This window comes from Pseudomonas sp. TE3786 (assembly GCF_054057335.1).
In genome coordinates, this window is record NZ_JBSRZF010000008.1 from 164,685 (window position 1) to 187,023 (window position 22,339).

The 22,339-nt window shown below is 61.6% G+C and carries 20 protein-coding genes; 17 read left to right on the forward strand and 3 right to left on the reverse strand.

Annotation, left to right across the window (positions count from 1 at the left end; translation table 11 throughout):
- Window positions 1–84 precede the first annotated feature (84 nt).
- Window positions 85–462: a nuclear transport factor 2 family protein gene (locus ACVW0Y_RS11655; RefSeq protein ID WP_457438430.1), complete on the forward strand. Its 378-nt coding sequence runs from the start codon at window positions 85–87 to the stop codon at window positions 460–462.
- Window positions 463–572: 110 nt separating this feature from the next.
- On the opposite strand, the gene ACVW0Y_RS11660 is transcribed toward ACVW0Y_RS11655, so the two are convergent.
- Window positions 573–1,730, reverse strand: a complete 1,158-nt coding sequence (locus tag ACVW0Y_RS11660; protein ID WP_457438432.1) for an alpha/beta hydrolase family protein — start codon at window positions 1,728–1,730, stop codon at window positions 573–575.
- Window positions 1,731–1,835: 105 nt separating this feature from the next.
- Between ACVW0Y_RS11660 and ACVW0Y_RS11665 the strand changes: the two genes are divergently transcribed.
- The 3 genes from ACVW0Y_RS11665 to ACVW0Y_RS11675 all read left to right on the forward strand — a co-directional run bounded on the left by ACVW0Y_RS11665 (window position 1,836) and on the right by ACVW0Y_RS11675 (window position 4,353).
- Window positions 1,836–3,182: an L-dopachrome tautomerase-related protein gene (locus tag ACVW0Y_RS11665; protein ID WP_457438434.1), complete on the forward strand. Its 1,347-nt coding sequence runs from the start codon at window positions 1,836–1,838 to the stop codon at window positions 3,180–3,182.
- Between the two features lie 31 nt (window positions 3,183–3,213).
- The gene (locus ACVW0Y_RS11670) at window positions 3,214–3,759 is read left to right on the forward strand and encodes a cytochrome b (RefSeq protein WP_457438435.1); all 546 of its coding nucleotides are present in this window, start codon (window positions 3,214–3,216) and stop codon (window positions 3,757–3,759) included.
- A gap of 105 nt (window positions 3,760–3,864) precedes the next feature.
- On the forward strand, window positions 3,865–4,353 hold the full coding sequence (locus ACVW0Y_RS11675) for a cupin domain-containing protein (protein ID WP_457438437.1): 489 nt from the start codon (window positions 3,865–3,867) through the stop codon (window positions 4,351–4,353).
- 45 nt (window positions 4,354–4,398) lie between these two features.
- Here the strand turns inward: ACVW0Y_RS11675 and ACVW0Y_RS11680 are convergent, their stop codons facing one another.
- Window positions 4,399–5,322: a LysR family transcriptional regulator gene (locus ACVW0Y_RS11680; RefSeq protein ID WP_457438439.1), complete on the reverse strand. Its 924-nt coding sequence runs from the start codon at window positions 5,320–5,322 to the stop codon at window positions 4,399–4,401.
- A gap of 278 nt (window positions 5,323–5,600) precedes the next feature.
- Between ACVW0Y_RS11680 and ACVW0Y_RS11685 the strand changes: the two genes are divergently transcribed.
- From ACVW0Y_RS11685 to ACVW0Y_RS11745, 13 genes are all read left to right on the forward strand, one after another.
- Window positions 5,601–6,545 carry a VOC family protein gene (locus ACVW0Y_RS11685; protein WP_457438441.1) on the forward strand — a complete coding sequence of 315 codons (945 nt, stop codon included), beginning with the start codon at window positions 5,601–5,603 and terminating at the stop codon, window positions 6,543–6,545.
- Window positions 6,545–6,958, forward strand: a complete 414-nt coding sequence (locus ACVW0Y_RS11690) for a Rieske (2Fe-2S) protein (RefSeq protein WP_457438486.1) — start codon at window positions 6,545–6,547, stop codon at window positions 6,956–6,958. The genes ACVW0Y_RS11685 and ACVW0Y_RS11690 overlap by 1 nt, the downstream gene beginning before the upstream one ends.
- 87 nt (window positions 6,959–7,045) lie before the next feature.
- Complete coding sequence (locus tag ACVW0Y_RS11695) at window positions 7,046–8,185, forward strand: FAD-dependent oxidoreductase (RefSeq protein ID WP_457438443.1); 1,140 nt, start codon at window positions 7,046–7,048, stop codon at window positions 8,183–8,185.
- 146 nt (window positions 8,186–8,331) lie between these two features.
- On the forward strand, window positions 8,332–10,002 hold the full coding sequence (locus ACVW0Y_RS11700; protein ID WP_457438444.1) for a DUF1302 domain-containing protein: 1,671 nt from the start codon (window positions 8,332–8,334) through the stop codon (window positions 10,000–10,002).
- Between the two features lie 10 nt (window positions 10,003–10,012).
- On the forward strand, window positions 10,013–11,368 hold the full coding sequence (locus ACVW0Y_RS11705; protein WP_457438445.1) for a DUF1329 domain-containing protein: 1,356 nt from the start codon (window positions 10,013–10,015) through the stop codon (window positions 11,366–11,368).
- 68 nt (window positions 11,369–11,436) lie between these two features.
- Window positions 11,437–12,519: a WD40/YVTN/BNR-like repeat-containing protein gene (locus tag ACVW0Y_RS11710; RefSeq protein WP_457438448.1), complete on the forward strand. Its 1,083-nt coding sequence runs from the start codon at window positions 11,437–11,439 to the stop codon at window positions 12,517–12,519.
- A gap of 4 nt (window positions 12,520–12,523) precedes the next feature.
- Window positions 12,524–14,992: an efflux RND transporter permease subunit gene (locus ACVW0Y_RS11715; protein ID WP_457438449.1), complete on the forward strand. Its 2,469-nt coding sequence runs from the start codon at window positions 12,524–12,526 to the stop codon at window positions 14,990–14,992.
- A 121-nt stretch (window positions 14,993–15,113) separates the two neighbouring features.
- Entirely contained in the window at window positions 15,114–16,301 is a 1,188-nt protein-coding gene (locus ACVW0Y_RS11720; protein WP_457438451.1) for an MFS transporter, read from the forward strand.
- Window positions 16,302–16,333: 32 nt separating this feature from the next.
- The gene (locus ACVW0Y_RS11725) at window positions 16,334–16,903 is read left to right on the forward strand and encodes a cupin domain-containing protein (protein WP_457438452.1); all 570 of its coding nucleotides are present in this window, start codon (window positions 16,334–16,336) and stop codon (window positions 16,901–16,903) included.
- Entirely contained in the window at window positions 16,900–17,883 is a 984-nt protein-coding gene (locus tag ACVW0Y_RS11730; protein ID WP_457438454.1) for a fumarylacetoacetate hydrolase family protein, read from the forward strand. The genes ACVW0Y_RS11725 and ACVW0Y_RS11730 overlap by 4 nt, the downstream gene beginning before the upstream one ends.
- A gap of 10 nt (window positions 17,884–17,893) precedes the next feature.
- Window positions 17,894–18,892, forward strand: a complete 999-nt coding sequence (locus tag ACVW0Y_RS11735; RefSeq protein ID WP_457438456.1) for an NAD-dependent epimerase/dehydratase family protein — start codon at window positions 17,894–17,896, stop codon at window positions 18,890–18,892.
- Complete coding sequence (locus ACVW0Y_RS11740; protein WP_457438458.1) at window positions 18,876–19,676, forward strand: cyclase family protein; 801 nt, start codon at window positions 18,876–18,878, stop codon at window positions 19,674–19,676. Before ACVW0Y_RS11735 ends, ACVW0Y_RS11740 begins: the two co-directional genes overlap by 17 nt.
- Window positions 19,677–19,686: 10 nt before the next feature.
- The gene (locus ACVW0Y_RS11745; RefSeq protein WP_457438459.1) at window positions 19,687–20,517 is read left to right on the forward strand and encodes a cache domain-containing protein; all 831 of its coding nucleotides are present in this window, start codon (window positions 19,687–19,689) and stop codon (window positions 20,515–20,517) included.
- A 181-nt stretch (window positions 20,518–20,698) separates the two neighbouring features.
- Here ACVW0Y_RS11745 and ACVW0Y_RS11750 read toward each other — a convergent pair whose 3' ends face one another.
- Entirely contained in the window at window positions 20,699–22,339 is a 1,641-nt protein-coding gene (locus tag ACVW0Y_RS11750) for a BatD family protein (protein ID WP_457438461.1), read from the reverse strand.

Consider the following 22,339-nt stretch of genomic DNA (forward strand, 5'->3'; position numbering starts at 1 on the left):
TGCAAGCCATCGCCAAGCACGATTTTTTGCCACGCCGATGCTGCGCCTAAGGTGCGCGCTCTTAACCCAAGGAGAGCCGTACCCATGAGCGCAGAACAACAGCTGTTGGAGCTGGAACAAGAACGCCGCCGCGCCCTGGTGGAAGAAGATCACGCCCGGGTGGCCGAGCTGTTTGCCGATGACCTGGTGTATGTGCACACCACCGGCCTGGTGCAAGGCAAGGCCGATTACCTCGACTACGCGCGTACCGCCGTGCAGTACCTGGCCATCGAGCGTGGCCAACTGCAGGTGCGTTTTTATGGGGACGGGTTGGCGGTAATGACCGGGCCGCAATGCAACACCCTGCAAAAACGTGGGGGTGATCAGCCGATTCGCGGCGAGGGGTTTGCCACCCAGGTGTGGGCGTTAGGGGCCAAGGGCTGGCAGATCAGCTCGTTCCACGCCACGCGGTTGCCGAGCTAAAAATCATCGCGGCTAAAGCCGCTCCTCCGAGATTGCATAACCGTAGGAGCGGCTTCAGCCGCGAGCTCTTGATCGTTAAAACGCCGGACATACCGGCGTTTTTTTTTCCTTCAGGCCGTGCGCCCACCCAGGGTCTCGGCAATCCAGTCAGCAATGTACTGCCCGGCATTGATGCTGTTATCAAAGCTCGAGTGCTGCACACCACCTTCACGCTCGGTGAAAATCTTTAGCTCGCGTTTGGGGCTGTTGACCAGTTGTTCGTAGGTGCGGTGCGCCCACTTCAAGGGAATCTGCGAATCCTTTTCGCCGTGGGTGACCAGAAATGGCACCTTGATGCGATCCAGCACACCATCCAGATGGACGTTTTCGGCAATCGCCATAAAGTCGTCCTGATCCTTGGCACCCCATACCCAACGCACATGCGCCCAGTAGTGCGGAACCGGGAAGCTGCCTTCCTTTTCCAGCCGACGTTTCTGTACATCACGCCAGTCGTGGTTGGCGCCCCAGACTACGCCGCAGGCAAAGCGCGGTTCGAAGGCCACGGCGCGTGGGCAGTAGTAACCGCCCAGGGATACACCTTCCAGGCCAATCCGTTTGGCGTCGAATTCACTGCGGGTTTCCAGCCAGTCGACCACGCGGCTGGCCCAGTGCTCGCTGTCATAACGGGCGGTGAGGTTGTGCAGGCGCAGTGCTTCGCCGGTGCCCGGTTGGTCGATGATCAACGAGGCGACGCCGCGCTTGGCCAGCCATGCCGGCAGACCGACGCGGTATTTCATTTCCTTGGTCGAGTCCAGGCCATTGACCTGCACCAGAATCGGTTGCGGGCCGCTGACGCCTTCGGCGCGTACCAGCAACCCGGAGATCACCGCGCCTTCATAGGGGATCTCCACCCGCTCGCAGTTCTCTCTGGAAAGCTCGATGCCGCGGGCGAAGGTATGCAAAAAGGTTTGGTACAGCGCGGAGCGGCCCTCGGCACCGTGGGCCTGCAGGCGTTCGCAGGTGAGGTAGTAAGTGGCGGCCCGATTGTACTTTTCGCCGGCCGAAAGCAGGCGGCCTTGCTGCTCATCTTCCTCGGCCAGGCCGCAGAGTTTATCGGCCATTTTCTGCCAGGTTTCACGGAAAGCCTTGGTGCCGGCGGCGTCGGGCTGCTTGGCAGCTTCTTGCAACGGCGCGCACATTTCCTCGATCTCGCCCATGCGGGCGCCCATTTCAATGGCCAGATCGACCGAGAGGTTCCAGACGTAATTGGTGGGGAAGTAGCGGAACATTTTTATTGTCCTTGTGGGTGCGAAGACGAGCGCGAGCCAGGCAGACCCGCGCAGGTTCAAGGCACGTTAAGGACAGGGCAGGTAGTTGGCCAATCGTGAGTGGGGATGCGAGGTATCAGTTACGGCGATACCTCGCGTCTTGGTTTTATTGGTTGCTGGTTTATCGTGTTTAATTATTTTCCGATAACGCTATCGGAGTTATCCATTGTCAATATTGTGAAGAAATTGTATCTGGCTCCAAGTGGTTTACGCGCTGTGTCGGGGTTACTAATCTCGGCTCCGTTATCACCGGCCAGAGCGCAATCCATGTTGAATAAACTATTTATCGGCTGCCCCAAGCGCCTCGGCTGGCTACTGGCAAATTTTGCTGTTTGCATTTATATGTCGACGGGGTATAGCGCATCAGTGCGTGCGGATCCCGCGACATATTTCAGTGACAAACTTATTCCTGTTGCCGACCTCGGCCATCGCCGAGCAGTGGGTTTAAGTGTTTCTTCCACTAATCGCCTGTTTATAACGTTTCCCGGTAGAACTGCCGATAACGAGTTTTCCTTGGCGGAAGTCATTGATGGAAAGTTGTTGCCTTATCCAGACCAGAACTGGAACGCCCAATCAGGTGTTGAACATAAACGTTTTGTCAGCCCGCAAGCCGCCTTTGTCGATGCTCACGATAACCTTTGGGTGCTCGACTCCAAACCGGCCATGGGGCTGATGACCGAGAAAATGCCGCAGGGTTATTTCAACTTGGTGAAAATAAACCTGGCAACCAACAAGGTGGAAAAACAGTACGCCTTTGAAGGGTTGGATAAAGCGCGTTCCAGCTTGAATGACGTCAATATTGATGTAGAGAAGAATCTGGCCTATCTGTCTGACCCAGGACAAAGCGCGATTGTAGTGTTGGACTTGAACAGCGGAGTGGCTCGCACACTGTTGAGTACCAGCCCGGCCACCAGAGCTGATCCGAATGTGCTGCTCAGCTATAACGGCCAGGACATGCGCGATGCGCAAGGCAAGCCGTTTCGCTCCAACGTCAACGGCATCGCCCTGACTAAAGACAACCGTTATCTCTATTTCAAAGCCATCAACACCCTCAACCTGTACCGCATCGAAACGCGCTTTCTGGCCGATCCAGGCCTTGATGAGCAAGCGCTGAACCGCAAGGTGGAAGATCAGGGCAAGACCGTCGTCAGCCATGGGCTTATCGCCGATGCCAAGAACACCATCTACCTGACGTCATCTCTGGATTACAGCATCAAATATCGGCTAGCCGACGGCGGGGTACACACACTGGTTCAGGATTCACGCCTGCTATGGCCGGACTCCTTTGGCATCGGCAGCGACGGCTTTCTTTATCTAACCGCTGCGCAATATCAAAGAAGCCCGCAATGGAACAAAGGACAAGACCGCACGGTATATCCCTTCCGGGTATACAAAGTCAGTCTGGCGCACTAAATCAATTGAATGAATTTAAAGGATGCGAATTATGATGCATGAAATAAGCAAAACTGAAGTTCGCTATGACGCCGTCAGTCGCGCATTGCATGGGTCGATGGCGCTGCTCTTTGTATGTATTTACTGCTCCGCTGCTGCGCGTTATTTAGCCCTCGACTCAGCCTTGGACAAGCTGCTGTGGCCCACCCATAAGGTGTTGGGTTTATTGTTGTTTGTTCTGCTGCTTGTGCGTATTTGCTGGAGTTTGTTGCGCCTGCACTACCGCCCGAAAAGCGTGAGTCGCGCTGCACAGGTCGGGCATCTGGCACTTTATGGTTTTATGTTTGTTATTCCCTTTATCGGCTTGATACGCCAATACGGTTCCGGTCGCGCGTTTTCCGCTTTTGGTTTGTCGGTATTTGAGGAGCGCGCTGCAAAGCTGCAATGGATGATCGACTTGGGCAGTAATTTTCACGGTTTATTGGGCTGGACGTTACTGGTACTTATCGTCGGGCATATCGGCGCAGTGGTTGTGCATCACCGACAAGGCAATAGCCAGGTGTTGCGACGCATGTTCGGCAAAACCCCCATCGTATAGCTGCACCCGGTACCACCAACAACTCTGACTTTTGGCTAAGTGGCCAGGGCGTCTTTGTTTTGCCTTGATTTCACAAATCAATAGTTCTTTTGGAGTAATCACAGCATGAAAAAAACCATTGCCTCGCTATTACTTTCCACTTTGACAGCGGGTCACGCCCTGTCCGCCGAGAACAATCCAAACATCAGCGACGCGCCGGATAGCGGCAAGTTGCCGCTGATCTCGCCGTACCGTACGACGCTGCCGGACCTTTACGACTTTGACAAAGCACCCGTCGAGAAGACCTTGCCCGGCGTCACCCGGCAATTGATTCACGGCGCTCAGGGCAGCCTGACCCGCTGGGTGTTTGCCAAGGACGCCGTGGTGCCGCTGCACCATCAGCCCCACGAGCAATTCACCTGGATCATCAAAGGCTCGGTGGAAGTGATTTCCCAGGGCAAACGTTATGTGGTCAGCGCCGGGCAAGTGATCATTTTTCCGCCGAATGTGCCGCATCAGTTCCGGGCCCTGGAGGAGGGTACGGTTAACGTCGACTTCTTCACCCCGGCACGGCAGGACTGGATCGATGGTGCCTCGTACAACAAGTTGAAGTGACAAGGCGGCGCCGAACCTGGCCGTGCGCAATCCGCAGGCGCAGGGTTATGCAGCTTTGCGCTGATCCACGCTATGAATAAACGCACTGATACGTTCGCGTAACCAGCGGTGCATCGGGTCGCCATCCACACTGCGGTGCCAGAGCATCACCTCGCGCATCACCGGAATCTTTACCGGCGGCGGCAAAATTCGCAGCGGCAGGTGATCGGCGTACAGCCTGGCCAGACGTTGGTGCATGGTGGCGATCCGCTGAGTGCCGACAATCAGTTGCGGCAGGGTATTGAAGTCGTTGGTGATCACTTCCAGGCGGCGGTTGAAGCCGTACTGGGTGATAAACCATTCCTCGATACTCATATGCCGCGAGCGACCAAAGCCCACCGACACATGGCCCATCTCCATGTACTTCTCCAGGGTCAGGTGTTCGCCCACCTGGGTGTTGCCGTTCCACACCACGCACACGTGGTCTTCCTCGAATAGCAGTTGCCATGGATGGCCTTCGAGAATGTAGCGGTCGGGCACGATCATCAGATCGACTTCGCCACGCACCAGCAATTCGCCGGAGTTGTCGCTGGGGCCGATCATTTCGAAGGTGATATGCGGGGCTTCGCGGTGGATTTTTTCGATCACCTGGGCAAACAGCACGCTGATCAGGTAATCCGAGGTCACCAGGCGGAAGTGGCGTTTGCTGGTACTGGGATCGAACACCGGCTTGGCGGTGATCGACGACTGAATGGTCAATAGCACTTCGCGTACCGGCGCGGTGAGCTCCAGGGCGTAGGGCGTGGGCTGCATGCGACGGCCCACTTGCACCAGCAATTCGTCTTCGAAATAGGTGCGCAAGCGCCCGAGTACGCCGCTGGTAGCGGACTGGGTCATGTGCAGACGTTCAGCGGCGCGGGTGATGTTCTGCTCCTCGAGCAATACATCCAGCGCCACCAGGAGGTTCAGGTCCAGGTGGTTGAAACGCATGGCGGCCAATCTCTTTGTTGTATTTATTTTCGCGATACATTCCGGACAAAGTATCAGCGCGTCAACCCTTTCTCAGAAATCTCCCTCGACGTTTTTCTCCATTTCCCCGCCAGTACGGCTGTGCCAACAGGTATCGCGTTTGCCGATAGGTCGCATCCGAACACGCGATTAGTCAGCTGCCACAGCCGACGGCACAGTTCGCCGCAGTCGGCCGTGACCGACACCACCACCGGCCTCTGTGTAACCCGCCGGATCATAATTTCAATGGAGTGGTAGCCATGAATATCATTGGCCTTGACGCCCTGATCTTTGGTGTCGATGACATCCAAGCCTGTACCGATTGCCTGCGTGACTATGGCCTGCACCCAGTGGGCGTAGACGCCAACGGGGGGCGTTTCGAAGCCCTGGACGGCACGGCGGTGATCATCCGCCGCGCCGACGATCCAAAACTGCCGGCCGCTATCGGCCCGGCGCCGTCGATTCGCGAAACCATCTATGGCGTGGCCAGCGTTGCCGATCTGGATGCCATTGCCGACGAACTAGGCCGTGACCGAGTGGTAACCCGCGACGAGCAGGGCGTGTTGCACAGCGTTGATGACCTGGGTTTTGCCATTGGTTTTCAACTCACCGTCCGCAAGCCGTTCACCGCCCCCGCCGATCTCAGCAATGCCCCTGGCCATGAACCACAACGGCCCCTCAACCAGCCGGGGATCACCCTGGATATGGCAGCGGTGCCGCGCACGCTTTCCCATGTGGTGTATTTCGTTCCCGACGCCGCCAAGGGCGAGGCCTTCTATGCCAATCGCCTGGGCTTTAAAACCACCGACACCTTCGTCGGTGCCGGCCCCTTTATGCGCCCGGCCGGCTCTGACGATCACCACTGCCTGTTTATGATCCAGACCCCGCCGCATATGAAGGGCTGCGAGCACTTCACCTTCCATATGGGCAGCGGCACCGAAGTGCTGCTGGCCGGCCGCCGCTTCGAGCAAAAAGGCTGGACCAGTTTCTGGGGCCCGGGCCGTCACCTGTTTGGTTCCAACTGGTTCTGGTACTTCAACAGCCCGTTGGGCTGCCATATCGAATACGACGCTGACATGGACAAGCACGATGACGCCTGGGAGGCCCGCGTCGCGCCACTGACCGCCGATAACTCGCAGCTGTTTCTGTTCACCTCGAAAGAGAAATGGGCACCGGGCGGTCCGCCACCGAAGCCGGCGGCGTAATGCTGCCGGACGGTTTGCGGCCGGGTGAGTTTGCCCTGTGCCGCAGTGCGGAATTGGCCGACGGCCAGGCGCTGGGTTTCGACCCGTTGCAGCGCGGCAGGGACAGCGTTTTTGCCCTGCGTCATGGCGCTCAGGTGCGGGTGTATCGCAACAGCTGCCCCCATCTGGATGTGCGCCTGGAGTACCGCAAGGATCGATTTATCAGTGCCGATGGCCAGCTGATCATGTGTTACGCCCATGGCGCGCAGTTTCTTCCAGACACCGGCGAATGCGTTTACGGCCCCTGTCTCGGCGAGCATCTGCAGGCCTTGCCGTGGCGCGAAGAGGGCGGTTGGTTGGTGCTGGAAGCAATGCAGCGTCTGGGAAACGAGGTATCGCGAGTGGTGATACATCCCATCCCTATAAGCGATTAGTCATCTTCCTGGTTTGCCCGGAAAGTGGCTCCCAACGAAGCGGTGCGTGCGCCCTTCGATGAACAAAAATAACAAGTGAGACATGCCATGAATGCAGTCAACTCTTCACCCGTGAAGAAGGTTCTGATCGTCGGCGGTGGTATCGGTGGTCTGTGTGCTGCCATCGCCCTGCGGCGCAAAGGTATCGCGGTTGATCTGATCGAGCTCAAAGCCGAGTGGACCGTCTACGGCGTCGGCATCATCCAGCAAAGCAATGTGGTTCGCGAGATGGCCAAACTGGGCGTACTCGACGGCTACCTCGATGCCGCCTACGCCTTTGAAGATGTGGCCATCTACGGCCCCGGCGGCCAACTGCTGGCCCGTATTCCCGGGCAACGCCTGGCCGGCCCGGAATACCCGGCCAACGTCGGTATCTCGCGCCTGGCGCTGCACAAAGTGTTGAGCGAAACCGCGCTGGAACTGGGGGCCAATGTGCGACTGGGCCTGAGCGTGGAAACCCTCAGCGATCAGGCCGAAAGCGTCAGCGTGCAGTTCACCGATGGCAGTAGCGGCGACTACGACCTGGTGGTCGGTGCCGATGGCCTGTACTCGAAAGTGCGCAGCCTGCTGTTCGGCGATAAATACTCGCCACGCTTCACCGGCCAGTCGGTGTGGCGTTACAACTTTCCCCGCGCCGCGCAGATCGATCATCTGGCCAACTTCCAGAGCGCCGACGGCAATGCCGGCCTGGTGCCCCTGGCAGGCGATCTGATGTACCTGTTTCTCACCTCCCACGAACCCAACAACCCCTGGATGGACACCGCCACCCTGGCCGAGCAGATGCGCGAGCGCCTGCAGGGTTTTACCGGGCTGATCGGCGAGCTGCGTGAGCAGATCACCGATAGCAGCCAGGTGGTCTACAAGCCGATGGAAGTGGTGTTTGTCAGCGAGCCCTGGTACCGCGGCCGCGTGCTGCTGATTGGTGACGCGGCCCACGCCACCACCCCGCACCTGGGGCAGGGTGCCGGCATGGCCATCGAAGACGCCGTGGTACTAAGCGAAGAGCTCACTGCCGGCGGCGACCTGGCGCAGCAGCTGCAGCGCTTTATGGCGCGACGTTTCGAGCGTTGCCGCTATATCAGCGAAAGCTCGGTGCTGGCCGGCGACAAAGAAATGCAACACGACCGCGAGTTCGACCGCATCGGCTTGGTCAAGCAGATGCTGGCCCGCACCGCCGAACCTATCTGAACCAGCAGATCCGCACCGGGGCGTGTGTTTTCAGGCGCGCCCGGTGAGCCCGATGTAAGTCCCAAGTGGTAACCGTAAGACCTGCGTGCGACTGGCGCCTGAAGGTGCCGGCGAAACTAAAAGAAGAACAATAGCGAGGTTTCTCCATGGCTCGTTTTTACACTGCTGCCTTGCGCGGCGGACGCCCTCCCTTTGCCCTCAGTTTGGCCGGGCTGCTGGTTGGCGTGCTCTCGACACAAGCTCAGGCATTTGAGTTCGATACCGGCAATCCGGACCTGCGTACCCGCTGGGACAACACCCTGAAGTACAGCGCCGCGTGGCGTACCGAGGGTCAGTCCGACAAGCTCAGCGAGGCGCAAAACCTCAACGACGGCGACAACAACCTCGACAAAGGGTTGATCTCCAATCGCCTCGACCTGCTTTCGGAAATGGACATCACCTACAAAAACGTCGGTGCTCGCGTCAGCGGTGCGGCCTGGTACGACGATGTCTACAACAAGCCCAACGACAACGATGCCGATGGCAGCGTGAACAGCTACTCGGTAGACCCTGACCACTTCACCGATGACACCCGCAAGCTGCACGGGCGCAAAGGCGAACTGCTCGACGCCTTCCTGTTTGGTCGTACCGAGCTTGGTGATATGCCAGTGTCCGGGCGTATCGGCCAGTACGCCATGCAGTGGGGTGAAAGCCTGTTCTACGGCATGAACGGCATTGCCGGCGGCATGGCACCGATCGATGTGGTCAAGGGCCTGTCGGTGCCCAATACCCAGTTCAAGGAACTGATCCGCCCGGTGGAGCAGGTGTCCGGCCAGTTGCAACTGACCCCGGACGTGACCGTCGGTGCCTACTACCAGTTCGAATGGGAAGCCAACCGCTTGCCAGCGGCGGGCAGCTACTTCTCCACCGATGATTTCTTTGGCGATGGCAACGAGCGCATGTTTATCGGCGCGCCGTTGTTCCCCGGCGCGCAACCGCTGGCCTTCTACCACGGCAAAGACGAAGACGCGAAAGACTCGGGGCAGGGCGGTATGCAGCTGCGCTGGCGTACCGAAACCGTGGACTGGGGCTTCTATGCCATCCGCTTCCACGACAAGTCGCCGCAGTTGAACGTGCGGCCCAACTTTGCCGCCCTTGATCCCATCTCCGGCAAGGCCGGCGAGTACTACTGGGTGTACCCCGAAGGCATCGAGTCGGTGGGTGCCAGCTTCTCCACCACGGTCGAGCAATTCAACATTGCCGGTGAGCTCTCCACCCGTTGGCACCAACCCTTGGCATCCACCAACCAGCACGCGCTGGGGGTAGACGAGGAAATCAGCAATAACGCCGATGACGCGATCTACGCCACCGGCCGCACCCTGCACGCCAACCTGTCGTGGCTGGCCAGCCTGGAGCCGTCGTTTGTCGCCGCAGAGGCCACCTTCCTCGGTGAGATCGCCTGGAACCGCACCCTCAGCGTGACCCGCAACCCCGACGCCGTAGACCCCAACGCCGACCGCGACGCCTGGAGCCTGCGTGCCGTGTACGAACCCATGTATCGCCAAGCCTTTGCCGGCATGGATATCAGCGTGCCGATGGGCTTCAGCTTTACCCATGGCAAATCGGAATCCCTGGGCACTGGTTTTGGTTCGGACCGCGGTGGCGATATCAACATCGGCATCAAGGGCAACTACCTCAACGCCTGGACCCTGGGCCTGACCTACACGCACTTCTACGGTCCGGAAGACACCTTCCTCGATGCCAATAACAACTACACGTTCGAACAATCGCTGAAAGACCGCGACTTTGTCGCCGTCAGCGTTAGCCGCACGTTCTGAGGAGCTACTGATGCAGACTCGTAACCACTTCACTGCCTTGCTGACCGCCCTGGCCGCTTCCTTGCTGTTCGCCCAGGGCGCGATGGCGGCGGACGCCGGCAGCCTGAAAACCACCCTGACCCCGCTGGGTGCCGAGCGCGCCGGCAACGCCGACGGCAGCATTCCGGCCTGGGACGGCGGCTTGACCAAGGTCGACCCGAACTACAAGGACGGCGGCAAACGCAGCGACCCGTTTGCCAGCGAAAAACCGCTGTTCAGCATCAACGCGCAAAACGCCGCGCAATATGCCGACAAGCTCAGCGCCGGCACCTTGGCGATGCTGAAAAAGTACCCGGACAGCTACCGCCTGGATGTCTATCCGACCCACCGTACCGCCGCTGCACCGCAAGCGGTATATGACGCCACTGCGGCCAACGCCGCCAGCGCGAAACTGGTGGATGGCGCATCCGGACCGGCCCCGCAGAACGCCCAGGGCGGTATTCCATTCCCGCTGCCGCAGAACGGTGCCGAGGCGATCTGGAACCACTTACTGCGTTGGCGCGGGGCATCCTGGCACGCGAGCTTTACCCAGTACCTGACCACTGCCGATGGCAAACACGTACTGACCAACGACTCCCGCGCTGATCTGCAAATGCCTTGGTATCAGAGCGGCGGCGCTAAAGATGATGGCGTGTTCTGGACCATTCGCCTGATCAACGACGGCCCACCGCTGCGTGCCGGCGAGGCCATTCTCGGCCGCGAAAACCTGGATGCCGACAAGGCCGGTGCCTGGACCTATCTGCCAGGTCAGCGCCGTGTGCGCCGGCTGCCCAACGCCTGCTGCGACACGCCGACACCGGCCACCGCCGGGGTGATGAGTTTTGACGAACTCTATGTGTTCAACGGCCGTATCGACCGTTTCGACTGGAAGCTGGTGGGCAAGAAGGAGCTGTATATCCCCTACAACTCCAACCGCGTGTTAACCGCCAAAGGTCCGGAAGACGTACTCGCCGACCACCACCTCAACCCCGATGTGGTGCGCTGGGAACTGCACCGCGTGTGGGTAGTGGAAGCCACGCTGAAAAGCGGCAAGCGTCATGTGATGCCGAAAAGCACCTACTACCTCGATGAAGACACCTGGGCCGCCGTACTGGGCGAGCGCTACGACAGCAAAAACCAACTGGCCAAAGTGCTCTGGACCACGCCCGTGGTCACCCCTGATCTGCCGGGCGTAGTGACCCTTACCAACGGTTTCTACGACCTGCTCTCCGGGGCCTGGTTCACCGGCGACATCTTTGCCGGCAAGAACGAGCAGTACCGCATCGTTGCGCCCTACGCCGAGTCGGTTTTCACCCCGGATGCACTGGCCGGCGAAGGCATTCGCTAAGCGCCACGCTCCAGCTGGACAGGGCGGCGGGGTAATAGCCGCTGCCCGTTTTCAACGAGGCAGTAGTCATGAGTAAAAACCGCAAAGCACTGACGTTGTTGTTGCTGGCCATGGCATCGGCGACGGCCAGTGCGACAACGCCACTGGATGTACTGAGCCAGCCGGCAGTGCTCGGCGCGCAGGCGCAACATGCTGTGCTGCTGGCGATTACCCGTGCGGGTGAGCGTCTGGTGGCAGTGGGTGAGCGCGGTATCGTGTTGCTCTCCGACGACAGCGGCGCCAGCTGGCGTCAGGCCAGTGTGCCGGTCAGCAGCAGCCTGACCGCGGTGCAGTTTGTCGACAGCCAGCTGGGCTGGGCGGTGGGGCATGCCGGTGTGGTGCTGCGCAGTAGCGATGGCGGGGAAACCTGGCAGCTGCAACTGGATGGCAAGCGCGTGGCGGCTGTGGAACTGGCGGCAGCCCAGGCGGCTGGTGATGCGCAACGCCAGGCCAATGCCGAACGCCTGGTGGCCGATGGTGCCGACAAACCCCTGCTGGCACTGAGCTTTGCCAACGCCCGCGACGGCCTGGTAGTCGGCGCTTATGGGTTGGCGTTGCAGACCCACGACGGCGGCGCAACCTGGACTTCATGGATGGACCGCCTGCCCAATCCGCGTGGCTTGCATCTATATGCCGTGGCCCAGCAAGGCCAACAGCTGTACCTGGCTGGCGAGCAAGGCTTGCTGCTCGGTTCACAAGATGGCGGGGCGCACTTCAGCGCGCTGCCCAGCCCTTATGAGGGCAGTTATTTCAGCCTGGCCCTGCAGCCCGATGGCGGCGTGATCGTCGGCGGCCTGCGCGGCAAGCTGTTCCGCTCGGTGGATCAGGGCGCGAGCTTCCAGGCCCTGAGCAACCCTATCGCCATTTCGATCAACAGCGCGGTGGTCATCGACGGCCAATTGCTGCTGGTCAATCAGGCCGGCGGCCTGTTGCAAAGCACCCTCAGTGATGCGGCCTTGCGCCTGCTTGCCCTGCCGCCAGGCGCGCCATTGCTGGCGGTAGCCAAGGCCGCCGATGGCGGGCTGGTCGGCGTGGGCTTCGGCGGGCCGCAACGCCTCGCGCTACGGCAGACATCGGACGCTGCGGCGTCACACCCATCGATTGCGGAGTAACCCCATGCACGTACCGAGTTCATCCGGCACGACGCCTATTCATAGCAATCTGGCGGACTTCGACAGCAGCACCGGCTCGTTACTGGAGCGCGCACTGTTCAACCATAGGCGCCTGGTGTTGCTGATCTGCCTGTTGGTAACCGCGCTGCTGGGCTGGCAAGCCACGCGCCTGGAACTCAACGCCAGCTTTGAAAAGATGATCCCCAACGATCATCCCTTTATTGCCAACTACCTGGAGCATCGCCAGGAGCTCAGCGGTCTGGGCAATGCCGTGCGCATTGCGGTGATCAACAAGCAGGGCAGCATCTACGACCCGGCCTATCTGCAAACCCTGCAGCAGCTCAACGACGAGGTGTATCTGCTGCCGGGCGTCGACCGCGCCTTTATGAAATCGCTGTGGACTCCCTCCACCCGCTGGGTCGGGGTGACCGAAGAAGGTCTGGAAGGTGGTCCGGTGATTCCCGACGGCTACGACGGTTCTGCCGCCAGCCTGGAGGCGCTGCAACGCAATATCGAACGCTCCAACGAGATCGGCCAACTGGTCGCCTTCGACCAGCAGTCGAGCATCATCTACCTGCCCCTGCTGGCCAAGGATGCCGACGGCAAGGCGCTCGATTACAGCGCCCTGGCTCAGCAGCTGGAAAGCCTGCGGGGCAAATACCAGCAGCAGGGCATCGAGATCCGCATCACCGGTTTTGCCAAGGTAGTGGGTGATCTGATCGATGGCCTGCGGCAGATTCTGCTGTTCTTCGCCGCGGCCATCGTTATCACCGCCGTGGTGCTGTATTGGTACACCCGCTGCCTGCGCAGCACCGCGCTGGTCATGGCCTGTTCGCTGGTGGCGGTGGTCTGGCAACTGGGCTTGCTGCCGTTGCTGGGTTATCAGCTCGACCCGTACTCGGTGTTGGTGCCGTTTCTGGTGTTTGCCATTGGCATGAGCCACGGCGCGCAGAAAATGAACGGCATCATGCAGGACATCGGCCGCGGCATGCATCGTCTGGTGGCCGCTCGCTTTACCTTCCGCCGCCTGTTTCTCGCTGGCCTCACCGCCTTGCTGTGCGACGCGGTGGGCTTTGCCGTGCTGATGATCATCAAGATCCAGGTGATCCAGGATCTGGCAGTGATCGCCAGTATCGGCGTGGCGGTGCTGATCTTCACCAACCTGATTCTGCTGCCGGTGCTGCTCTCCTATATCGGTGTTACCCCGGCGGCTGCCGTGCGCAGCCTGCGCAGTGAGCAGGCGGAAATCGACGGCGCGGGCAAACAGGCGATCTGGCGTTTTCTCGATCTGTTTACCCAACGCCGCTGGGCGACCGTTTGTGTGCTGTTGGCCGCTGTCCTGGCCGCCGGTGGCTACTGGGTCAGCCTGCACCTGAAGATCGGTGACCTGGATGCCGGTGCCCCCGAGCTGCGCGCCGACTCGCGCTACAACCTCGACAACGCCTACCTGACTCAGCACTACGGGGCCAGCAGCGATGTGTTTGCGGTGATGGTGAAAACCCCGGCCGGTGCCTGTTCCAGCTACGACACCTTGCAACGGGTGGATAACCTCGACTGGCAACTGCGCGGGCTGCCGGGCGTGGACTCGACCAACTCGCTGGCACTGCTCAATCGCCGCGTGCTGGTCGGTCTCTCCGAGGGCAATCCGAAGTGGTACGAACTGGTCAACAACCAGGCCACCTTGAACATGGTTACCGCCGGCGCGCCGCGTGGTTTGTACAACGAAGACTGCAGCCTGCTGACCCTCTATGCCTACCTCACCGACCACAAGGCCGACACCCTCGGCCGGGTGGTGGACAGCGTGCAGGCCTTTGCCAAGGACAACGACAGCGAGCAGGCGCAATTCCTCTTGGCGGCCGGCAGCGCCGGGATCGAGGCCGCCACCAATATCGTGGTCAAACAGGCCAGCCACGAGATGCTCTGGTGGGTATACGGCGCGGTGATTCTGCTGTGCCTGGTGACCTTCCGCTCCTGGCGTGCGGTGCTCTGCGCCGTGCTGCCCCTGGTGCTTACCTCGATTCTTTGCGAAGCGCTGATGGTCTGGCTGGGCATTGGCGTCAAGGTCGCCACCTTGCCGGTAATCGCCCTCGGCGTCGGCATTGGCGTGGACTACGCGCTGTATGTAATGAGCATCGTGCTGGCCCAGTTGCGCCAGGGCGCGAGCCTGTCCGAAGCCTATTACCGGGCGCTGCTGTTCACCGGCAAGGTGGTGATGCTCACCGGCGTGACCCTGGCCATCGGCGTCGGCACCTGGATGTTTTCGCCGATCAAGTTCCAGGCCGATATGGGCGTGCTGCTGGCCTTTATGTTCGTCTGGAACATGGTGGGTGCCTTGGTGCTGTTGCCAGCCCTGGCTTACTTCCTGTTGCCGCAAACCCGAGTGGTCAGCCACAGCCGTTTTGTTCCCGTGACCTTGCGCGACGAGCGCTCCGAGCCGGCGGTCAAGCCGCCGCTGCGGGCCGCTATTCGTTGATACCCAGAACAACAATAAAAGAGAACCGCCATGCGTAATCCGCCCCTGTTTCTCCATCAGCTTTGTTCCGCCTGTGCGGCCTTTGGTGCAGCGTTCTGCGGCGCGCCGCTGGAGGTGTTCGATGAGCGTTGATCGCCAGGCAGGTCTACCACAGTCGCTGCTTCTGCTGCTGGGCAGTTGTCTGCCGGTACTTGGCGCCGTCCTCCTGGCCCCGGTACTGCCACGCATGCAAGCGCACTTCGCCGACACCCCGGGTGCCACGGTATTGGTGCCCATCGCCCTGACCCTGCCGGCGCTGGTCATCGCCCTGGTCGCGCCCTTTGCCGGGCTGATCGCCGACCGGGTAGGGCGCAAGCCGCTGTTGCTCTGGGCCATGCTGCTGTACAGCGTCTGCGGCCTGCTGCCGCTGTGGCTGGACTCGCTTACCGCCATCGTTGCCAGCCGCGCCGGCATCGGCCTGGCGGAAGCGGCGATCATGACCGGCTGCACCACGCTGATGGGTGACTACTACAGCGGCAGCCGTCGTGAGCGGTTGTTCGCCTTGCAAATGGTCGCCACCTCGTTCTCCGCTGCGATCTTTATGGCCGTGGGCGGCGCGCTGGGGGAAAACGGCTGGCGCACGCCGTTTGCCTTGTACGCGGTGGGGCTGGTGTTTTTGCCGTTGATGGCCAAATTGCTTTGGGAGCCCCAGGGCGATGGCGATTCGGCGAACACGGCCGTGCAGGCAACGGCGTTCCCATGGCCTCGCCTGGCACCGCTGTACCTGCTCACCGTACTGGCCGGCGTCAGCCTGTTTGTGGTGCCGGTGCAGGCCGGTTACCTGCTCAGCTTGCTGCATGTCGATGGCCCTCAGCAGATCGGCATGACCATGGGTGCCAACCAGCTCGGCGTATTGGCCGGCGCTTTGGGTTTTCGCGTGCTTAGCGGTGTCTCGGCACCCAAGCAGATGCTGCTGGCCTTCGCGCTGGCCGGGCTGGGCGGGCTGTTGATGGCTATCGCCGGCAGCCATGCCCTGGTGGTGGTGGCGGTGCTGGTCAATGGCCTGGGCATCGGCCTGATGTTGCCGACGCTGATCACCTGGATCATGAGCCAGGTCGACTTCCATCAACGTGGTCGCGCCGCCGGCGGTTTTACCGCGGCGATCTTCGCCGGTGAGTTTGTCAGCCCGCTGGTGGTGCTGGCGATTACCCGCGGTGATAGCGGCCAGTTGCCAACCGCGCTTGGCGTTGTCGCCTGCGCCCAATTGCTGATTGCCCTGGCTTGCCTGGGCCTGCCGAAAACCGCCCCTGTTGCTGCGCCGTCCCTTTGAGCGGCGCACGGCAATCGAGCGAGGATCTTGTTATGCACGAACTACCTTGTTTCAAACGCGTGGTCACCGGCCATAACGCCAACGGCCAGGCCGTGGTGGCCAGCAGTGGGCCAACACCCAACGTCTTCCCATTGGCTGCCGTACCGGGCACGGTGTTTTATGAAATCTGGAACAGCGCCGCCAGCCCGGCGCTGCTGGACAACGCCAGCGACCCCACTGCCAAACCCCTGCAACTGAGCCCAAGCCCTTTGGGCAGCGTAATCCGCGTGGTGGATATTCCGCCGGACAGCCAGCAAAACCAGATCAGCGCCGAAGACGCAGCCGCGGCCTTTGCCGAAATCGGCCAAGCGCATGCCGGCACCGGCACGGCCGACTCCCGCCACAAGCTGATGCACCGCACCGAAACCCTCGACTACGGCATCGTCACCGAAGGTGAGGTGTGGCTGGTATTGGATGAACAGGAGGTGCAGCTCAAGCGCGGTGACGTGGTGGTACAGCGTGGCACCAACCACGCCTGGAGCAACCGCACCGAGGCCATGGCACGCATGGTATTTATTCTGCTCGACGGCCGCTTTGCCGCTGAACTGGGAGCTGGCCAATGAAACTCGCCACCCTGAAAAACGGCGGCCGCGACGGTCAGCTGCTGGTGGTCTCCGGCGATAACCAGTGGGCCCTGTCTGCGGCACCGGTGGCGAGCACCCTGCAACAGGCGCTGGAGAACTGGGCCAGCGTGGAACCGCGTTTGCGTCTGCTGTCCGATGAGCTGAATGCGGGCCGGGCAGTGGGCGCTTTTTCCTTTGAGCCGGCCCAGGCGATGGCACCGTTGCCGCGGGTTTATCAGTGGTGCGACGGCTCGGCGTTTATGAGCCACGGCGCGCTGATGCAGAAAGCCTTCAACCTCAAACCCATCGATGGCGCTGAACACACGCCGCTGATGTACCAGGGCGCGGGCGATGATTTTCTCGGCGGGCGTGACGATATTCCGTTGCCCAGCGAGGCCCAGGGCATCGACTTCGAAGGCGAGTTCGGCGTGGTGGTCGATGAAGTGCCGATGGGCTGCAGCGCCGAGCAGGCGTTGGGGCATATCAAGCTGATCGTGCAGATCAACGACGTCAGCTTGCGTGCCTTGGCACCACGGGAAATGGTCACCGGCTTCGGTTTTTTGCAGGCCAAACCGTCCTCCAGTTTTGCCCCCTTGGCGCTGACGCCCGATGAACTCGGCGAGGCCTGGCGTGACGGCCGCGTGCAGTTGCCGCTGCAGGTGCAATGGAATGGCCAATGGTTTGGCCACCCCCATGGCAGCGCGATGAACTTCCACTTTGGCCAGTTGATTGCCCATGCCGCCCTGACCCGGCGTCTGCGCGCCGGCACGCTGATCGGTTCGGGCACTGTGTCCAATGCCGACCGCAGCGTGGGCTCGGCGTGCATCGCCGAACGCCGCGCCATCGAGATGATCGAGCAGGGCAGTGCGCAAACCGCCTTTATGCGTTTCGGTGACCGGGTGCAGATGGAGGTGCTGAACACCGAGGGCCAATCGCTGTTCGGCGGTATCGACCAGCGTGTCGTGCAGGCCCGCCCATGAGGAGCCGCGTATGCGTGTATTGATTACCGGCGCCAACGGTTTTGTCGGCCGCGAGCTGGTGCGTTGCCTGTTGGCGCGTGGCAGTCTGCGGGGGCAGGCCATCGACTCGTTGCTGCTGCTGGACCGCGAATTCGCCGGTATGCCTGACGACCCGCGGATACGCCGGCAAAGTGGCAGTGTCACCGACGCTGCCTTGCTGCGCCGGGTGCTGGCCGATGGCATCGACGTGGTGTTCCATCTGGTCAGCGTGCCGGGCGGGGCCGCTGAGGCGCAGTACGAAGTGGGCTATCAGGTGAATCTGTTGGCCAGCCTGGAATTGCTTAACCAACTGCGCAACAAGGTCCGCCCTCCGGTGCTGGTGTACGCCAGCAGCGTGGCGGTGTACGGCGGCGACCTGCCGGCGCGGATGAACGAGGACGCCGAGCTGAATCCGCAGCTGTCCTACGGCACCCACAAGGCCATGGTCGAAGCGCTGGTCAGCGACCTGGCGCGGCGTGGCGAGGTGGATGGCCGCGCAGTGCGGCTGCCCGGCATCGTTGCCCGCCCGCGTGAACCCAATGGCCTGCGCTCGGCATTTATGAGTGATCTGCTGCGCGCCGTAGCCGCCGATGAAGCCTATTGCTGCCCGGTTTCGCCAGCAGCCACCTGCTGGTGGATGTCGGTGCGCTGCTGCGTCAATAACCTGATCCGCGCCGCTGAACTGCAGGCTGACGAGCTGGGCAGCCAACGGATCTGGCAGCTGCCGGTGCTGCACCTGTCCATCGCCCAGGTGGTGGATGCCCTGGCAGCGGCCTACGGCGAAGAGCGCCGCAGTCTGATCAGCTACGCCGCCGATGAGCCATTGGAAGCGCTGTTCGGCCGCCTGCCGCCGCTGAAAACCCCGCAAGCCCGCGCTATCGGGTTCAGCCACGACGGCAACGCCGCCGCGCTGATCCGCAATGCCCTGAATCCTGCCGCACCACGGCCCATGCCATTACCCGGAGCGCCTGCCCATGTCGCACGCCGCTGAAAAGAAAGCCACCCGCCGCCTGGTCGATCTGTCGGTAACCCTGGACAACAACCCCTATACCGACCCACCGCCCTTGCTGCCGAAGATCGACTATATGGACCACCAGCAAGGCTGGCCGGAAATGGCCGCGATGTTCCCGGGCCTGCAGCTGGAGCAAATGCCCGGCAACGAAAGCTGGGCCGCCGAGCGCTTGCAGATCACCACCCACAGCGGCACCCATATGGATGCGCCCTGGCACTACGCCTCGACCACCGATGGCGGCAAGCCGGCGTTTGGCATCGATGAGCTGCCACTGGACTGGTGCCTGCAACCGGGGGTGAAACTGGACTTTCGCCACTTGCCTGACGGCCATGTGGTGACCGCCGACGAGGTGGAAGCGGAGTTGGCGCGCATCGGTCACGCCCTGCAGCCCCTGGATATCGTGCTGATCAACACCCGTGCCGGTGCCTTGTTTGGCCAGCCGGGCTATCTCGACGCCGGCGTTGGCATCGGCCGCGAGGCGACGCTGTATCTGCTTGAGCGTGGCGTGCGCGTGGTCGGCACCGATGCCTGGAGCTGGGATGCGCCGTTCAAATACACCCGCGAACGCTTCGCCGCCTCCGGGGATGCCTCGATCATTTGGGAAGGCCACAAGGCCGGCCGCGATATAGGCTATGGGCAGATGGAAAAACTCGCCAACCTCGACAGCCTGCCGGCCAATGGCTTTCTGGTGTCGTGCTTCCCCTACAAGATCAAACATGCCTCGGCCGGGTTTGTCCGCGCTGTGGCGATTTTCAACGACTGAGCCTGCCGCCATGAAACCGATCAATGCGCTACTGCTGGGCTGCCTGCTGTTGCTGGGCAATGTGGCCAGCGCCGCCGAATCCGCCCAGGCGTTGTTGCAACGGGCGGTGGAGTACTACCAGGTGCAGGGCGATGCTGCGCTGGCTGCGTTCAGCCGCCAGGGCGAATTTATCGACGCCGATCGCTATGTGTTTGTCGTCGATACCCACGGCACCATGCTGGCCAGCGGTGGGCCGTCGGCGGTATTGATCGGCCGCGACGTTTCCAGCGTGCTGGCCCCGGAACTTCTGGGTGCCTTCCAGAAGGCCCTCAACACCCCAGCAGACGCCGGCGTGCAAAGCGCCGAATACCACTGGAAAAGCTGGGCCGACGGCAAGGTGCAGCGCAAACGCGTGTACTTTCAGCGGGTCGGCGAACGGATTATCGCCGTTGGCGAATACCTGCCCAGGGCCACGCCCGTGCAAGCGCATGACTTGCTCATCCGCGCAGTGGCAGCGATAGAAAAAGACCCGCAAGGGAGCTTCAAGGCCATTAACGAATTGTCGGCGCAGTTTCGCGAAGATGATCTGTATGTATTTGTCATCGACCTGGACAGCCATCGATACCTCGCCCATGGCTACAACCTGCGGCTACTGGGCGTGGACTTCGCCAGCATTCACGACCCACAAGGCAAGCCGGTGGGCGCGCCGATCCTGGCACTGATGGCCAACCGCGAGGAAGGCGGCTACGACTACCGCTGGAAGAACCCGGTGACCAGCAAGGTGGAAGACAAGCACGCCTTGTTGCGCAAGGTGGGCAAGGTGGGCAAGTATCTGGTGGCGGTGGGGTATTACCGGCCGTAATCGGCGTTTGCAGCAATCGAGGCTAAACCGCAGCGCCGGGCGGCCATTCCCACAGGGGATCGAGTGACCTTGTGGGAGAGTGCTTTTGCTCTGTTCTCCCGGTTTCCAGGCCTGGCCAATCGCGGCTAAAGCCGCTCCTACTAGCCTCCCATCAGCCTCGATGCTTTTGATCTTTACCCAATCAGCGTGGATACAACGGCGGCAACGGGCTGGTTTCCTGCGCGGCGGCCGGGGCTTCGGCGGCGGGTAGGGCGCGGATGGCTTTCCACAGTTCCTCGCCTTGCCAGTACTGGCCACTCTCGCTGTATAGCGCACCGTTCAAGCCATCCAGGCTTTCCGATAACGGCACAAAACGGGCGGCCATATCGGCGAGGGTTTCCGGTTGCTGCCTGGCCCAGGCATCCAGGGCCTGGCGGGTGGCTTGCGAGTCGTTGGCCAGGCACGCGCGCTTGAGGTCGTCGAGCAGGCTGCGTGGGCTGGGGCCGGTCTGCGCAGTGCGCGATACGGCTGGTTGGCGACGGGCGCGCCACCAGAGGCCGAAGCCGAGCAGGGTGGTCAGCGCCAGAATCAGCGTCGCCAATTGCCATGGCCACAGCGGCGGGCCTTCCACCAGCGGCTCGCCGGCATCGGCACTCACCGGCGCTTCCACATCCATGGCCGGGTTGGTGGCGACCATCAGGGTGCGCGCCGGCACACTGGTGCGTTCCAGGCGGTCTTCCTTGGTGTTCCACCACACCAGTTCCACCGACGGCAGTTCAATCCGCCCGCTGCGGTTGGGTACCAGCGCTTCGCGTTCTTCACGACTGCCGATCAGGCCGCGTTCGTTGGTACTGTTGCTCAGTTGCGGTTGGTCCGGGTAACGGCGCAGACCGGTTACCGAGGTGGCCGGCAGCGGCGGCAGCTGGGCGCTGGACAGGCCGTCGACCTTGAGGGTCAGGCTGCGGGTCAGCGAGTCGCCAACCTGGGCCTTGTCCGGCTCGGGGCTCCAGGATTCGCTCAGCGCCACGCCACGAGCAGGCAGCCAGGGCGCGTCGGCCGGGTACTCGGCCGGTTTGGCTTTAACCTGCAGGGGAATGATCGGCGATTTCACCCGCATCAAGCGTCCGGGCCGCGGGCCAAAGGGTTGGTAGCTGCTGTTGTTCTGCGTGCGGTCGGCCACGGTGGCGCTGAATACCAGCGCGGGAATTTCCAGCTCGCCGCTCTGTTGCGGGTAGATGGCGTAGCGCAGTTCGATCACCCCATGGCGCACGCCGTTGATTTCTTTTTCATAGGTGCGCGGGTCACCCAGCGATTCGATGCGTGCATCGCCGATCTGCAGCGGGGTGAGGGCGCTGTCGTCATACAGCGACACCGAGTGATAGATGCGCAGGGTCAGAATCGCCTGGGCCTGCACATACACGCTGTCCTGATCGAGGCTGGCGTCGATAAACACCGGGGCCACCGATTCGCTGTCGCTGTTCGATTCGTTCTTGATCACTTGCAGGGTGATCGGCTCGCTTTTGTTGTCGCCCAGGCTCAGCGACGGAACTACCACGGTGCCGACGTCTTTCGGCTGCAGGGTGATGATCCAACGGGTGGTGGCACGGGCCGAGCCGTCGATGGTGGTCAGACGGTTGATCTGCCGGGTGCCGAGCACATCGAAGGCGGCGTCCAGCGGTGCCAGATCGGGCTTGCCGAACAGCGTGGCGTCGTCGGACTCCAGTGACAGCTCAAGGGTTTCACCTTCGCTCAGGCGAGTGCGGTCCACAGAGGCGGTGAAGCTCGCGGCGCTGGCCTGCAGGGCCAGCAGGCTCAGCAAAAAGGCGCAAAACAGACGGGTCAT